At 58.7% G+C, this 15,804-nt stretch carries 9 protein-coding genes; 6 read left to right on the plus strand and 3 right to left on the minus strand.

What is annotated here, in order from left to right; genetic code table 11:
* Positions 1 to 86: 86 nt before the first annotated feature.
* From GXX82_08750 to GXX82_08760, 3 genes are all read right to left on the minus strand, one after another.
* Positions 87 to 2,912, minus strand: coding sequence for a hypothetical protein (locus GXX82_08750; protein NLT23121.1), 2,826 nt, complete (start codon positions 2,910 to 2,912; stop codon positions 87 to 89).
* Positions 2,909 to 6,265, minus strand: coding sequence for a UvrD-helicase domain-containing protein (locus GXX82_08755; protein ID NLT23122.1), 3,357 nt, complete (start codon positions 6,263 to 6,265; stop codon positions 2,909 to 2,911). The genes GXX82_08750 and GXX82_08755 overlap by 4 nt, the downstream gene beginning before the upstream one ends.
* A gap of 201 nt (positions 6,266 to 6,466) precedes the next feature.
* A complete protein-coding gene (locus GXX82_08760) occupies positions 6,467 to 7,369 on the minus strand; it encodes a LysR family transcriptional regulator (GenBank protein NLT23123.1) in 903 nt (300 codons plus the stop codon).
* A 282-nt stretch (positions 7,370 to 7,651) separates the two neighbouring features.
* On the opposite strand from GXX82_08760, the gene ppcB reads away from it, so the two are divergent.
* From ppcB to GXX82_08790, 6 genes are all read left to right on the plus strand, one after another.
* Entirely contained in the window at positions 7,652 to 9,058 is a 1,407-nt protein-coding gene (gene ppcB / locus GXX82_08765) for a phenylphosphate carboxylase subunit beta (protein NLT23124.1), read from the plus strand.
* Positions 9,059 to 9,085: 27 nt separating this feature from the next.
* Positions 9,086 to 10,732, plus strand: coding sequence for an AMP-binding protein (locus tag GXX82_08770; GenBank protein ID NLT23125.1), 1,647 nt, complete (start codon positions 9,086 to 9,088; stop codon positions 10,730 to 10,732).
* Positions 10,729 to 11,982 (plus strand): UPF0261 family protein, encoded by a 1,254-nt coding sequence (locus tag GXX82_08775; protein NLT23126.1) that lies wholly within the window; start codon positions 10,729 to 10,731, stop codon positions 11,980 to 11,982. The genes GXX82_08770 and GXX82_08775 overlap by 4 nt, the downstream gene beginning before the upstream one ends.
* A gap of 78 nt (positions 11,983 to 12,060) precedes the next feature.
* Positions 12,061 to 12,966 carry a xanthine dehydrogenase family protein subunit M gene (locus GXX82_08780; protein NLT23127.1) on the plus strand — a complete coding sequence of 302 codons (906 nt, stop codon included), beginning with the start codon at positions 12,061 to 12,063 and terminating at the stop codon, positions 12,964 to 12,966.
* A complete protein-coding gene (locus GXX82_08785; protein NLT23128.1) occupies positions 12,963 to 13,433 on the plus strand; it encodes a (2Fe-2S)-binding protein in 471 nt (156 codons plus the stop codon). Before GXX82_08780 ends, GXX82_08785 begins: the two co-directional genes overlap by 4 nt.
* A gap of 18 nt (positions 13,434 to 13,451) precedes the next feature.
* Positions 13,452 to 15,803: a molybdopterin-dependent oxidoreductase gene (locus GXX82_08790; protein ID NLT23129.1), complete on the plus strand. Its 2,352-nt coding sequence runs from the start codon at positions 13,452 to 13,454 to the stop codon at positions 15,801 to 15,803.
* The last annotated feature ends 1 nt before the right edge of the window (position 15,804 follow it).

A 15,804-nucleotide genomic window follows, 5' to 3' on the forward strand; every position in this document is an offset into this window, starting at 1 on the left:
GGGTCCGGGGTTGTTCCTGCTTTTAGCTTAAAACGTAAAACCTAAAACCTAAAACCTAAAACGGTCTTCTATCCCTGGAACCGCTTTTACATGTGACACAGGTTTCTTGCCGTGCAGTCCGCGCAGCGGTCGGTGTCGAAGGCCTCGAAGGGGTTGTCCGGGTCGAGCATGTGACTTATCACCGTTTCGATGCCTGAAGTGTAAGCGTCGAAAAGGCGTATGTTCTCCTTTTCGTCCTTTCCCTTCAGAAAGACCTCGTCGGTATTGTTGCCGAGCAGTATCAGTGCGGCGTCAACCCTCTCGACGGGTATGTTCCTCTCCGCCGAGAAGATGTGGATATAGATGGGCAGCTGGAATGAGGGAACGTGATCGTGGATGGACCGGATGTCGCCAAAATCCGCTTTTTCCATGATCCTTGGCGGATACTGTCTCGTTGTGCCCGTCTTGTAGTCGAAGACGGTGTACCTGGCGGACGTGATGTCGCGGTCGACGCGGTCGATGCGTCCGTAGAGAGAGACGGCGGAGCCCCGTATCTCCAGGCGTTTTCTGAAACCCTCCTCCAGGCATTCTATGGCCACGGGTTCGTTCAAGGTCCTCATGTGGCGTCTCAGGAAGGAATCCAGCTTGTACGAGGCTATGCGCTGGAAGAGATAGTAGTCTCCCGACCCCGGAATGTCTTTGAAATTCTTTTCCAGCGCCCTCTGCAGGCTTTCCCGGAGGCCGTCCTCGCTCTTTCTGGTCAGGGTGAGTCCGAGGTAGGGGCTGAAGGTGTCGCTGAGGATGCGGTGAATGATGGTGCCGCGGTCCGTCGCCTCTATGTCGCCGGAGAAGACCCTGCGTTCCTCGAGGCCCATGAGGCGCGTGAAATAGAAGAGCAGAGGGCATCGCACGTAGGTGTCGATGGCACTCGGCGACAGAACGCTGTTCGTGAGGGCGCGAAGCACGGTCCGGGTTTTTTCGATGACGGGGGAGGATGCCTGTCTTCTCAGGTTGACGGGGACCGGTTCCTGCCGAACGGGAATGACATCCAGCCGTCTCTGCCTCTTCTCCTCTTCCCAGAGGATCTCCTCAATGTACCTGCTTCTCGACCTGTCATCGGAGTTGCGGTATATGAGATGGACCTCCCCGGCGCTTCCCACGAGGCGGTAGAAATTGTACCTGTATATAGCCTCCGTGAATTCGGGGGGCGGGATGCCCAGCGTTTCGAAGACACCGGCAGGGATCACGGGGCTTACCTCCCTCGGCCCCGGCAGGACGCCCTCGTTGACATCGAGGATGATGACCCTATCGAAAGATATGTTCCTCGATTCGAGCATGCCGATGATCTCGAGCTCCTCCACGGGGTGCGTGTCGAAGGGCAAGGCCGTGCCTTCCAGGTGATGAAGGGTGAGGTCACAAATGGCGCGCGCGTTCTCAGCCGGCTCGCCGGACAGGGGCAGGGAACTGAAGAGGGAGGCTTTCAGAGAGCCCAGGGCCCCGAAGATGCTCTCGAAGATCGTCCCTGAGAGTACGTAGGAGCGCACGTCCGTCTTAAAGATTATCGCTTCCAGGGCCTCCTCCAAAGCCACAGCGACGTCTCCCACGGTGGTGACGTTCTCGAAATTCCGGAAGAAGAGCCGGTGCACCTCAAGGAGCGCTTCGAAATGTCCCTCCTGTCCCGAAGAAGATATGAAGGCCGCCGCGGCCTTCTCTATATCTCCGAGGCTCACAAGCGACCGGCCCGCCAGCAGGCCTTTTCCGGTCTCGTCCGACAGGGAGCGCTCCACGTGCACGAGGAGGCTCCTGAGACCCGAGTCGGATTCCAGGTTCTTTATGAAGGGATGGAGGACCACGGCGAGATATCGCGGCGAGGGGTATTGTCCGTCGGTCCTTCTCTCGACCCGTGCGGCGAGGATGGCGCGCGTGAGATCAAAGATGGGTGTCCTGTCCACGGGGTAGCCAAGGGAGATGTTGCACCGCAGTTCGGTCCTGTCGGCGACGAAACTGAGGAGCGGGAAGAGGGGATCAGCCTCGGGAAGGACGATGGCGGTCTTTTTTCGGGGCGCTTCCTGGAGGATGCGGTATGCCTCGAGGACCTCTGCGTGCGTGTCGTGGCCAGCGTGAAGGCTGACCGCCGGACGGCCGCCTTCAGCGGCGTGCCCGTATTCCACCTTTGCCTTGAGATGCCCCACGAGGTCCTTGAGCACCGGCCAGTCCTCCGGGTCGCCGGAGAGGAGAACCGTGGCCTGCCCGGCGTCCCAGAAGGACCTGAGCACGTGTCTCTCCCCCCCCGTGAGGCCGAAGAGCCCGGCGAAGACCACCCGGCGAAGGTCATCGGGGACACGCTCACCTGTCTCTTCAACCGCTGCTATGCGTTTTGTACCCCTCGTGAACCACCGGCCATCGGCCAGAACGCGGTGGAATTCTCTCCTGAGCAGAGAGATGTTGGACAGGAGTTCGTTGATGCTTTGAGGCACATCGTAGCCGATGGACGCGTTCCTCTCCACGTTGACGAGGGCGCTGTTGTCGATCCCCTCCATATCGAGCCTGTCGATGAAACTGAGGAGGTGTCTTCCCCAGTGCAGGAAATCACCAAATTCCTTCCTGGCGAAGGCGTGGCGGTCGAAGACCCTGAGGGACCGTATCAGGCCGAAGAGGATAAAGACAGCGTCGCTCTGATCGATGTCGGCGAACCCGGGGTTCCGCCTCCGGGCTATCTCGCCGATGAACTCTTCCAGGGAGAAGCAACGGGGAGGGAAGAAGGTCCTCGGGCCCTTCATGGCTGCCAGTCTGGCCTTGAGATAAAGGGAAGGGCGCTTCCCCGGAAACACGATGACCCTGTCTTCGCCGCTTGAGACATCGGTCCCGATGATGCTGGCGATCTCTTCGATGATGTCCGAGGCGAAGGGTATGGAGCGCAGCACACTGCTCATATCCTGACGACCTCCCCGTCATCGAGGTACAGAAGGAAGCCTCTCACGTCCCGGTCTGGATATACCTCGGAGAGGAGCCTGCCGTAACGGCTCACCTGGCCAACATGGGTGTCGGAGCGGATCTCCCCGGTCTTGTAATCGATCACCTCCACCAGGCCGGGCCTTAGGATGATCCGGTCCATTTTGAAGGTGTTGCCGTTCCCGTCCACTATCTCCCTCTCGTTGAAAAAGGAGACGTCCGGTCCGGTCTCGAAGAAGGGCCGGAAACGATCGTTTGCAAAGAAGGCCTTCAGCGACCGCCCGACCTCCTGGGCAGCGTCGGGTATGCCTTCATGGACCGCGGCGGTCCTGGCAAAGGCTTCAATGGTCTCATCGCCGATGGGCAAAAACCCGATCCAGGAGAGGGCCCGGTGTATGGCATTACCTTTCTTTCGCGCCCTGACCGCGTGCCGTGACAGGTGCCCCGGGTCGGAGATGCTCCCCTTGAGCTTCACGGCCCACGCCGGCTCGCCGGTGAAATCGCTGAAAGAAGCCGGAGAACCGGACCCCGGTGAGGCGGCATCTTCGTCCCCTCTAGCTGTCATCCTTGCCCGCCCCAGGACGATCACCCCGTCCTTCGCGGCGGACCGGAAGGCCTTCATTCCAAAGATGTGGTCGATGAGGTGGTTCTTCTGTCTTTTCCTGTCGGTGAGAAGGATATACAGTTCCTCCTCGGCACGCGTGAAGGCGACATAGAGGTTATTGAGCTCGTCGGCGAGATACTCCCGTTCCTTATTGCTGTACAGGGCGGCAAGCTCGGGTGAGACCCCGGTGTACTCCTTTTTCAGGTAGAAGAGCCTGAGACCGTCATCACCGGATTGGAAACACCGCTGCTTGTCCCTGCCCGATGACGCGGAGAAGGACGTCAGGGTCACGAAGGGAAGTATGACAACGGGGAACTGGAGCCCCTTCGCCTTGTGTATGGTGAGTACCCTCACGGCATTGAGCGAATCAGGGGTACGCAGGAGGAAGGCCTTTTCGCTATCGGAATTGCCGTATGGTGTTCTCCGGGATCCCTCTTCCAGGAAGTCGATGAAACCGGCAAGGCTGCCGTTCCCGGAGCGCTCCCTTTCCCTGACCAGTTCCAGGAGATGCAGGAGATAGGGCACATCGTCGGGGAAACGGGCAAGAACCTCCCAGTGCCTGTAGAAGTTCACCAGGAGGTCGTAGAGGGGCATATAGCCGACGCGGGAAAGAAAACCCGCGAATTCCTTCTCGAAGATGGCCCCGTGATCGGACTTGAACAGGAGGTACAGGAATTGGCCCCGGTCAGCAAGACATCTTTCCGAGAGCCACGCGGACATCGGGCCCGTTCCGGAGCCGGTCCTGGCTGTGAATATCCGTCCCGTTATGAAGGACGCGAAGGAAAGGTTGTCATCGGGTTTGTCCAGGAACTTGAGAAAAGAGATGACCTCCCGGATAAGGGCGTTGTTCCTGATACTGACGGTGTGCTCCGACTCAACGCTGAGCCCCATGGACAGGAGGACGGCCACGACGGCGCCGGCCTCTTCCCGCGTCCTCACCAGCACGGCGAGGTCGCTCTGGCGAAAGACGCCCCGTGCCATTATTTCACGGACAAGGGCTTTAAGCTTCTCCTCCACGAGTTCACGGGCCTCATCCCCGGTGAAGACATCCTGGCCGTTCTCGTCATCTCCGTCGGCCGTGATCTGTTCGATGGATACGAACCCCCCGCCTTTCTTTGCCTCCAGGAAGAGCTGACGCGATGTCCGGTACGGCTTCACCACCTCCTTGACGGTTTCCGGGGGGTGTCCCGCGAGGACAACTCCGGCGAGGACCGCAAGGTTTTCCGCGTCGAAGACCTCGTTGTTAAAGGTGACGATGTGCTCCAGGCTGCGGTAGTTCGTGTCGAGGTGGAGCTCCCCCACGCGATAGTGGTCCCGGTATCGTTCGGCTATCTCATCGACGAGCTCGGGCCGCCCTCCGCGCCAGCGGTATATCGCCTGTTTCCTGTCGCCCACGAGGAAAAGGCTTCCGCCGCGGCTCAGGGCCTCCTCCGCCAGGACCTCGATGTTCTTCCATTGCAGGAGGCTCGTATCCTGGAATTCGTCGAGAAGGAAGTGAATGTACCGTTCCGACAGGGTGTAGTAGATCTCGGGAACAAAATCCCTGCGGCTGACTATGTCCTGAAGCAGGCGGTTCAGCTCCTCGATGGGGATGACACGCCTGTAGTACGTGACCTCCCGCTGGAACACCTCCTTGAAAAAACTGTAGACCTGGAGGTAAGGGACGTACTTCGAGGCCGCCAGTGCCCCCGCGTAGAGCCGGCGCAGATTGACCACCGTGTTCCAGAGATCCTTCTCCGCGGGGCCGGGCAGGCCGCTCCCCTTCCTCATGCAATCCTCCAGGGGGCGCTGGAAGTACACGCTCTGCGAAAGAGGGTTTTCCCGCGGATCGGCACATCTTTCAAGGGCGGTGAGCAGGTGGGAGAGAGGTTTCACACCGGTGTCGGCCGCGAGCGCCGCAAGGAGTCGGGACGCGCTGTCAGCCATCTTTTGGCGCAGGTCGGCTACACCGCCACGCGCTCCCCCGGAGGGCATGATGAACTCCCTGTTCTCCTTGGTCTCTTCATTCCAGAGGGACGAGATCGCGGTTCCGAGGAGCTCCCGGGGGACCCAGCCCGCGCGGTCACCCTCGAGTTCTATATAGCTATCGAGAAAGGCGTCGAAGATGGCCTGTGCGCGTCCATCCTCCGCCGTCCTCTGCAGGCACTCCCTGAGAGCGAGATCGATGAGCTCTTTCGTTTCCGTGGATACCTCGAAGTCCGGCGGCAGGTTGAGCTGCATCGCGGAGGCCTTCAGTGTGAGGCTTACGAAACTGTCGATGGTGCCGACGTTGAAGTGACCGAAGTCCTTGAGCAGCTCCGTGAACCGCCGGTCCATGTCGCTCATGAGGTAATCCCTGAGCTTGACGGCTCTGTCCGTAAGTTCCCCTGTCCGGGCGGTGTCCCCGGCCTCCCCCGGGAGGGGGGCGTCAGGCAGGACCGTCGTTATCCCTTTCATGACCGTATCAAGCGGCTTGAGAGATGAGTTGGCGAAGGTCAGGTCGAGGATGATGCGCTTCATCCAGTCGAGGATGCGGGTGCGCATCTCCTGCGCCGCCTTGTTGGTGAAGGTGATGGCGACAATGTTCGCCATGCGCGTGGGGAGGGTGGCGTCCGCCAGGGCGGCGGTAAGGAGGACACTCAGGTAATGTTGTGCCAGGCTGTATGTCTTGCCCGAGCCGGCCGAGGACCGGACGGTGATGATCTGGGAAATGGTGTCGGTTGTTCTATTGTCTGTCGTGGATGGCTTCACGTGTAAACCTGTGTGTTGGTGGCGGTCCTGCTCGGACTGGCATGGATCCCCACATGCCTCTGTTTAGAGTGAACTATTGCAGTGAAGGATATCACACAGCTTTTCGGGATGTCAAAATGAGAGAAGGGTTCCCGTTTGCGGCAACCATGACAATAGATAACGGGGTCTAAAGAAGAATGTCTGGTCCTTGCATTGCCGTGGTCAATGAACGGCCTGGTCCGGCCTGTTGACGAGCATGTCGATAAAAGAGGTTGCGATCCTCGACAGGTCATTCCTGTTGAGGAAGACGATGTAGGCATCCATCGAAAGCTTAACATCACTTACTGTCAATTTTTTCAGCAACCCCTGCGCCAGTTCTTTCTGCACGACGGGTTCGACGATGAACGAGGCGCCTTCTCCCCTCCCGATCAATTCCTTGGTGAATTCGAGGTTGCTTGCTTCGTAGAGCACGGTTGGCACAAGCCCCTTATTCCTGAACGCTTCCATGACGATCCTTCTTGTCCCGGACCCCTCCTCCCTCATGATGAGGGGGACCCTGGAGACTTCCTTGAGAGTGACGGTTTCCATTTTGGCCAACGGATGCTCAGGTGAGATGACGAGAAGGATGTTCTCTTTCCGGAAGGTGATGCTGTTGAGGAACCTGGGATCCCGGTCGCTGGCCACGATGGCAAGTTCGTTCTTCATATGAAGAAGGCTTTGCATCATTTCCCTCGAACTTCCTTCTCCCAGGTGGATGCTTATGCCCGGATGAAGGGCGTGGAACATGGAGATGTAGTTGGGCATGAGGAAGCGCGCGTATGTTTTTGTCGTCCCGATGTGCAAGGTGCCTGTCTGCACCTTTCTTATCCTGTCGAGGACTTGTTCGGCCTCATTCTCGAGCTGAAAGATCTTTTGAGCGTAATCGAAAAGCATTTGACCCGCTTCAGTCAGGTAGGTCCTCCCCCCAACCCTGGTGAAGAGCCTGAGGCGTGTTATAGCCTCCAACTGTTTGATCTGGGAGGAGACAGCGGGCTGACTGACGCAAAGATGTTCCGCGGCCCTGGTGAAGCTGTGCTGTCGGGCCGACTCATAGAATATTCTCAACTGGTTGAGGTTCATGGCCACCACCCTGCTTCTCCTGCCGCAAGGCAGAAGAAAAGCATTTGTCAACGCTCAGTCGATCGATGAATGTCCGCCCGTCCGGGATTGCTCCAAGGGCCGATGGTATGGGAAATGTTGTTCGCAACGTCAGTTCCTGATGTCTGCTCGTTGCGGGCGGCAACCTCTGTTTAAGGCTATAGGAACAAGTATACATAAGTTTTTCTTATGTGCAACATAATTTATATGTATTTGACATCATTTCATTATCTTTCGATGATTTAAGAAATACGATCAGGAGGGGCACCGATGAAGGACATGAGAGATTTTATCCATGATGCCGAAGAGGTGGGTCAGCTCAGGAGAGTAAAGGCAGAGGTGGACTGGAACCTCGAGCTTTCCCACATTGCCAAGCTGAACGAAGAAAAGAGCGGACCGGCGCTTCTCTTCGAGAATGTCAAGGGCTACACTTCACCCGTCATAACCAGCGTTTGCACGACGACGCAGAGACTTGCCCTGATCATGGGCGCGCCTTTGGAATCGAGCCTGGTGGATCTCATGCGCTACTGGGTGGAGAAGGGGAAGACGCTGGTGCCCCCGAAGTTCGTGGACAGGTCGCAGGCGCCCTGCAAAGAGAATATTATGAAAGGGGACGACATCGATCTTTTCAAGTTCCCGGCACCCCACTACTACCCCAGGGACGGGGGAAGGTTTATGGGTACCGCCCACTTCTTTATCACCAAGGATCCGGATTCGGGTTGGGTCAACCTGGGGACGTACCGGGCCCAGCTTCTTGCCAGGGACAAGATAGGTACCCAGTTCATCAAGGGGAAACATTCCGATATCATGTTGAAGAAATATGCCGCCCTGAAGAAACCCATGCCCGTTGCGTCTATCGTGGGTTGTGACCCATTGCTCTTTCTCACCGGAGCGGCGCGCCTTTCCGCCTTCTTGAGCGAATATGACTTCGCCGGGGCCGTGCGGGGCGGACCCATAGAGGTGGTGCGGGGCGAAACGGTCGATCTCCCTATTCCCGCGACGGCGGAGATCGTCATCGAAGGCTTCGTGGATCCCGAGACCTTCATGGAGGAGGGTCCCTTCGGAGAGTACACCGGCTACTACTCCGGTGTGGGGACGGACAAACGGAACTTTGAGCAGGTGACATGTGTGACATACCGGAACAACCCCGTTTTCTGGGGGACCACCGTGGGGCGTGCCGTCACGGACACTCACATGACGATGGCCCTTACCTACGGGGCTACCCTCTGGCAGCAATTGACGGATATGAAGATCCCCGGCATAAAGGCTGTATACTGCCCTCCGGAAGGCTCGGGACGGTTTCTCGCCATCATATCGATGAAGCAGATGTACCCCGGGCACGCCGACCAGGTCGGGACGGCCGCGATCTCCACAGAGATGGGGGCCTACGGGTTGAAGACGGTGATTGTCGTTGATGAGGACATAGATCCCTGGGACATCCCCAGAGTGTTGTACGCGCTGAGCTTCCGGTTCCAGCCGAACCGCTGCCAGATCATCAAACGGGGTCGCTCAACACCTCTTGATCCTTCGCTTCCCATAGAATCCAGGGACATAACGGGGAGGATCATTATGGACGCGACCATTCCCTATGAATGGAAGGAGAAGCCGATACCCGTGGAACTCGACCCGGAGACGGTGAAGAAGGTCGAAGCAAGGTGGTCGGAGCTCGGACTTTAAAATGTTCTCGTGCCAAGGGGGGTTATCGTGAGACCGATCAGATACACCGATGAGATGATCAACGAATTCAGAAACGACGGGTACTGGACGGAGGAGGTCTTCTCTGATTTCTGGAGGCGAAACGCCATGGAGCTGGGAGACCGCGAGGCCCTTGTCGACTCCAGATACCGGGTGACATGGAAAGAAGCGTGGAAGATGCTCAACAACCTTGCCAGTGCCTGGGTCGACATGGGAATACCAAAGGATTCCCGGATAATAATCCAGGCTCCGAACAGCGTCTATGGCTTCATTGCCAGGATAGCGGCCGACAGGGCCGGGATCATATCGCTTACCGTCTATCCTTACCTGAGAGAGAAAGAGCTCATCTACATGGTGGAGAGGACGGAGGCGGTAGCCGTGGCCATTCCGCACATCTACCGTAAGTTCAATTACCTCGAGATGTACAGGGAATTGCAGAAGACCTCACCCTACCTGAAGTATTTCTTCCTTTTTGACGAGGAGGTACCCGAGGGCGCGCCCGTTGGATCCTACTCACTCTTCAAACTGGCGAACGAAGACGTTGACGGAGCAAAATACACGGCTCTCGACGAGAGAAGGTTCAACGCGTGCCACGATGTGGGTCTGTTGACGAGCACGACGGGAACAACGGGTCTCCCTAAACTGGTGGAATGGCCCATCGCCTCACGGGTCTGCACGTCAAAAGCGAGGGTCGATATCTGGCGTCTGACCCGGGACGACATCACGCTGGCCATCGCCCCGCACGCGGGCGGCGCCGCGGGGACCCTCACGTACTTCGCGGCTCCCCTGGTCGGGGCAAAGACGGTCATGATGGAAGAGTTCGAACCGGAAGGGGCCCTGAAGCTCATTGAGAAGGAGAAGGCCACGGCCATAGGGGTTGTACCCACCCACCTCGTCCGCATGCTCGAGGTGGACGAGACCGGATATGATCTGAGTTCGCTAAGGTTTATTCGAAGCGCCGGCGGTTATCTGCCTCCCCAGGTTGCCGAAGAAGCGGAGAGAAGGTTCGGGGCGACGATAACGAGCGACCTCGGGACACAGGACGTTGGTTCCGTGTCCGGGTGCACCATCGATGATCCCGGCGAGATACGCCGGAGGACGGTGGGAAGGATGCTCCCCGGGAACCGAATGAGACTTCTTGACGACGAGGGCAAAGAGGTGTCCGACGGAGAGGCTGGTCAGCTCTGGTTTCGCGGGCCCCACGCGCCGGCGGGGTACTATCGCGACCCCGAATCCACGGCACCGGTCTTTGACAGGGACGGGTGGACGACGACGGGTGATATCGTCAAGTATTCCGACGGCTGCCTGTGGATAATGGGCAGGTCAAAGGACATGATCATACGGGGTGGGCAGAACATATATCCTGCCGAGATAGAAGGCATCCTCAACGAGCACCCCAGGGTGGCGAACGTGGCCATCGTCGGGTATCCGGACAGGGAAATGGGAGAGCGTGCCTGCGCCTTTGTGGTGCTCAAGGCCGGCGAGACGTTCTCCAAGGAGGAGATGGTCGCCTTCCTCAAGGAAAAGAAGCTGGCGGCCTTCAAGCTGCCCGAGAGGCTTGAGATAGTCGATGCCCTTCCCACCGTCGGTGATTCCGGCAAGGTGGATAAAAAGGTGCTTAAGACTGAGATGGAAAAAAGGGTTTCCGGGGGATGACGATGAAAACGATCCTTATTATCTCCACCTTGAATACCAAGGGAGCGGAGACGTTCCACCTGCGCGACATGATCAGCCGTTTTGGTGGCTCGCCTGTCGTGCTCGATATCTCCATGCGGCCGGCGGACGGAGAGGCTTCGGCCGATATTTCACCCGACGAGGTGGCGCGGGCTGCGGGAAGCACCATGATGGAGATCCTGGCGTCCGGGGAGAGGGCCAGGAACACCGCCATAATGACAAGGGGGGCTGCCGCGAAAGCCCTCCAGATGCTCCGGGAGAACAGACTTGACGGAGTCATAGGCATAGGCGGTTCCACCGGGTCCCTGATGGCGACGGACGTGATGCGTTCGCTGCCTTTCGGTCTTCCCAAGTTGATGGTGTCGTCCACCGCAGCCCTGCCGGGCATGTCGACGAAATACATCGGTACCGGAGATATCGCGCTCATGCATTCGGTGGTGGAAATAGCAGGACTTGGAGACGCGCTCAGAAACGTTATCGAGAGGGCTGCACGGGGGATATGCGCGATGGCCGAGGCAGCGCCCATCGTATCGAGAAAGAAGAGCGGTGACAGCAAGGCGGTGGCGATCACCATGCTGGGGCCGTGTGACAGGTGCGCCACGGCTGTAAGGCTTGCCCTCGAGGAGAAAGGGCACCAGGTGACAGGCTTTTCCGCGGCCGGTATCAGCGATCGGGCGATGGAACTCATGGTGTCACAGGGGCTCTTCGACGCGGTCATCGACCTTGCTCCGGGTGGAGTGATGGAGCATCTTGTGGGCGGAATGAGGGACGCCGGGCCGAGCAGGATGGAAGCGGCAGGCAAGGCGGGTATACCGCAGGTTATTTCCACCTGCGGCGTCAACCACATAACACCACCGAAATCCAAGTACACCGAAGATCACAAGACGCGAAGGAAATACGACATCGACAGGTTCAGAACCTGGCTGAGGGCTTCACCCGATGAGCTTCGGTCAGCCGCCCGGGCTTTCGCGGAGAAACTGAACGGCGCGGGTGGTCCGGTCAAGGTCATCATACCCATGAGAGGTTGGTCATCCGTTGATGTGCCGGGTAATGCCACGTATGACCCGGAAGAGGACAGATGTTTCTTGAATGAGCTCAGAAGGCACGCGGCGGCAAGGATCGAAATAGCGGAGATAGATGCCAACATGGAAGACCCGGTGTTCGCTCGATCCGTGATAAGCGCGGGGATAGAGATCCTGGGCCGGTCGGGCAGGGGGCTTAAATGCGCGTGAGGAGGATCGCGGTCTTTGCATTTCCATGTGGGCTGATCCGGGACGATGTGGACGAGAAGAACGAGGAAGGAGGTATCGATGACAAACCTGCTGCCGAAATTTGACTATTACGAACCCAGGGACATTGCCGGGGCGTGCAGATTGCTCTCCCAGTTCAAGGGATCCGCGAAGATAATAGCCGGAGGCACCGACATCCTGGTGAACATGAAGAAGGGCCTGATCGCGCCTGAACGGCTGGTGGGCATCGGGAAGATCCCCGGCATCTCGGAGGTGCAGGCTGTGAATGGAGGGATCTCCATTGGGGCCCACCTCATTGTGGAGAAGCTCGTGGAGTTCGATCTCGTGAGAAGAAGGTTTGGTGTTTTGTCCAGGGCAGCCTCGGTACTCGGCTCTCCCCTCGTCAGAAATCGGGCGACGATAGGAGGCAACATCGTAAACGCCCGGCCCGCCGCCGACCTTCCGCCTCCCCTCATGGCCATGGATGCCAGGGTGATCCTGACGGGCATGCGGCGGGAGAGGGAGGTGCCGCTGGACAAGTTCTTCAGAGGACCCGGTCAGACCGTGATAAAACCGTCGGAGGTGTTGACCCGGGTCGTGATGGACAACCCGCCCCCCTTTACCGGTGGAGATTACATGAAGCTCATGCACCGCAGGTCCCTGGAGATCGCGATAGTGGCCGTGGCCTCGAGGATAACCCTTGACGGCCCGGACGGGACGATCACGGACGCGAGGATCATTCTGAGTTCTGTGGCGCCGAAAGCCGTGCATGCCCCTCGCGCCGAGAAGAGCCTGCTGGGGGAGAGGCCCACGGAAAACCTTTTCGCTGAGGCGGCACGGATCGCTTCGACAGAATGCGCGCCGATAGACGATATCCGTGGAGGGGCCGGGTACCGCCGCAGCATGGTCGAGGTGCTGACGAGGCGAACGTTGCGGGGCGCTCTTGATGAGGCCCTGCGTCAGACCGGAGAAAGGGGTGGACGATGAAAAGACTGATAACCCTTATCGTGAACGGGAGGGCTTGCGAATTGGCGGTTGAGCAGAACAGGACGCTGGCGCAGGTTCTCAGGGAGGATCTTGGCCTGCTGGGGGTAAAAGTGGGCTGCGGTGTCGGGGATTGTGGTGCCTGCACAGTTGTCCTTGACGGTCGCTGCGTCAATTCCTGCCTCGTGCTTGCCGTTCAGGTGGACGGCAGCGAGGTTGATACGATAGAAGGCGTGTCCGAAGGTGGGAATTTGCATCCCGTCCAGGAGGCGTTTGTGGAACACGGGGCGATCCAGTGCGGTTTCTGCACCCCGGGGATGGTCCTGACGGCGAAAAACCTGCTCGAGAGGCGCCCGGACCCTTCCGAGGCGGAGGTAAGGGCGGCGCTGTCGGGGAATCTGTGCAGGTGCACCGGGTATCAGAAGATCGTCGAGGCGGTCCGCCTGGCGGCGAAGGCGATGAAGAAATAGGGAAGAGGAGAGCTGACCATGAAGGAGTACAGTGTCATCAACACGAGATTGCCACGGGTGGACGCCCGTGAGAAGGTGACAGGCTCGGCCCGGTACTCGGACGATCTTTCCATGACGGGAATGCTTTACGGAGCGCTTTTGCAGAGTCCGGTGGCCCACGCGAGGATAAAGAGGATCGATGCCTCGAAGGCGAGAAAACTGCCCGGAGTGAAGGACGTGGTAACGGCGCAGGAAGCCGGGAACGTCAGATACGGAGTGAGTCCGGCGCGATACGACGAGACCATTTTCTGCATCGACAAGGTCAGGTATATCGGGGACGAGATCGCGGCAGTTGCCGCTGAAGACCTGGACACGGCCATGGAGGCGATCGGACTGATCGAAGTGGAATACGAGGAACTGCCCATCGTCCTTGACCCCTTCGAGGCGATACGTGAGGGCGCCCCGGTAATACACGAAGACTTTCCGAACAACATCGGGGCCGAAGTCCACCAGGAATTCGGAAACGTGGAAGAAGCTTTCAAGGAATGCGATTACATCAGGACTGACAAATTCACGAACAAGAAGCAAGACGGGGCGTTTCTCGAGCCCCAGGCGTGTCTGGCCGTCTATGATTCCGGAGATGGTCTCACGCTCCGCTCGTCAACGCAGGTACCGCATTACGTCCAGAGGACCCTTGCGATGGTGCTGCGTCTGCCCGTGGGGAAGGTGAGGGTGGCGCAACCGTATGTAGGTGGAGGGTTCGGGCCGAAAGCTTCGGCCAGCACCCTCGAACTCGCGGCATGCCTCATGGCCATGAGGACGGGAAGACCGGTGAAGATGACCTTCACCAGGGAACAGGTCTTTCTCCACAGCCGGGCGCGCCACCAATTCTTCCACGAGTTGACAACGGGGGTGAAAAAGGACGGTACCCTGATGGCCCTGAAGAACACCTGCTATCTTGATGGAGGTGCCTATTCCAGCTTCGGCATCGCCACGGTCTATTACGCCGGTTCGCTTCTGGGAGCGCCTTACAGGCTGCCGAACATGAAATACGACGGATACCGGATCTATACCAACAAACCGGCCAACGGCGCGCAAAGGGGACACGGTGGAGTTGCCGCCCGGGCCGCGTGGGAGCAACAGCTTGACGCAATCGCGCAAGAATTGGGGATGGACCCCATCGAAATGCGTCTCAGAAACATCATGCAAAGGGGAGACGTCACCTGCAACGATTTCAACATGAGCAGCCTGGGGATGAAGGAATGCCTGGAGGCGGTTCGTGATGGTTCGGGATGGGAACACAAGAAGGGCAAACTCCAAAAGGGGAAGGGGATTGGAGTTGCCTGCGGTTTCTTTGTTTCCGGTGCCGGTTTTCCCATATATCGGTCCGAGACGTTCCATTCCACCGCTGTGATCAAGCTGTCCGAGGATGGGGGCACGGTGAACCTTTACACCCCGGCGGCGGAGATCGGACAGGGATCGGACACAATACTCACCCAGATGGCAGCCGAGGCGTTGGGGGTCAGGTATGGCGACGTGAGGATAACTTCCGGTGATACCGATCTTGGCGTGGATCTCGGTGCCTATTCGTCGAGGCAGACGCTCATGTCCGGCCAGGCGGTCAAGCAGGCGGCGGAAGACGTAAGAAGGCAGGTGCTCGAGGTGTTGTCGGAGAAGCTGGGTATTCCCGTCGATGACATGGACATCAGGGACGGCCATATTCTTTTCAAGAGGGACGGCGTCGACTTCTCGACCATAAGGACGGGCTATATCAAGGAACATCGCGGTTGGACCGATCCACCGGCAGGCGACCGGCTCACCTTCGTGGAGGCCGCTCGCGGCGCGTACCTGTCCCGGGGGTCCATAGTGGGCAGGGGGGCCTACAAGCCCGGAGAACTTGGCGGCAAATACAAAGGAGCGGCCGTGGGAACGTCTCCGGCCTACGGGTGCTCGGCCCAGGTGGTGGAGGTAACGGTGGACATGGAGACGGGGCAGGTGACCGTGGACAAGATGACCGATGCTCATGACTGCGGCTTTGCCATCAATCGCACCAACGTGGAGGGCCAGATGCAAGGTTCCCTGTCTATGGGACTCGGTGAGGCCCTTTTCGAGGAGATAAAGTTCGACGGCAGTGGGCGTGTCACGAACCCGACGCTGGGGGAATACCGCATACCAACCAGCCTCGATATGCCGAATGTGGAGACCATCATCGTTGAGAGCGATGAACCCAACGGTCCTTTCGGGGCGAAAGAGGTCGGCGAGGGTGCTATCATGCCCACCATCCCCGCGATACTGAACGCCGTTTACGACGCGACGGGGGTGCGAATATGGGAGTTGCCGGTGACATCGGAACGGATCTTCAAGGCCTTGAAGAGCAGGGAACGCAAATGAA

This window comes from Syntrophorhabdus sp. (assembly GCA_012719415.1).
In the GTDB taxonomy this organism is placed as follows: Bacteria; Desulfobacterota; Syntrophorhabdia; order Syntrophorhabdales; family Syntrophorhabdaceae; genus Delta-02.

Coding starts and splice junctions, on each gene's coding strand:
- GXX82_08775 (NLT23126.1), top strand. CDS start 10,729: ATGACGATGAAAACGATCCTTATTATCTCCACCTTGAATACCAAGGGA.
- GXX82_08780 (NLT23127.1), top strand. CDS start 12,061: ATGACAAACCTGCTGCCGAAATTTGACTATTACGAACCCAGGGACATT.
- ppcB (NLT23124.1), top strand. CDS start 7,652: ATGAAGGACATGAGAGATTTTATCCATGATGCCGAAGAGGTGGGTCAG.
- GXX82_08785 (NLT23128.1), top strand. CDS start 12,963: ATGAAAAGACTGATAACCCTTATCGTGAACGGGAGGGCTTGCGAATTG.
- GXX82_08790 (NLT23129.1), top strand. CDS start 13,452: ATGAAGGAGTACAGTGTCATCAACACGAGATTGCCACGGGTGGACGCC.
- GXX82_08750 (NLT23121.1), bottom strand. CDS start 2,912: ATGAGCAGTGTGCTGCGCTCCATACCCTTCGCCTCGGACATCATCGAA.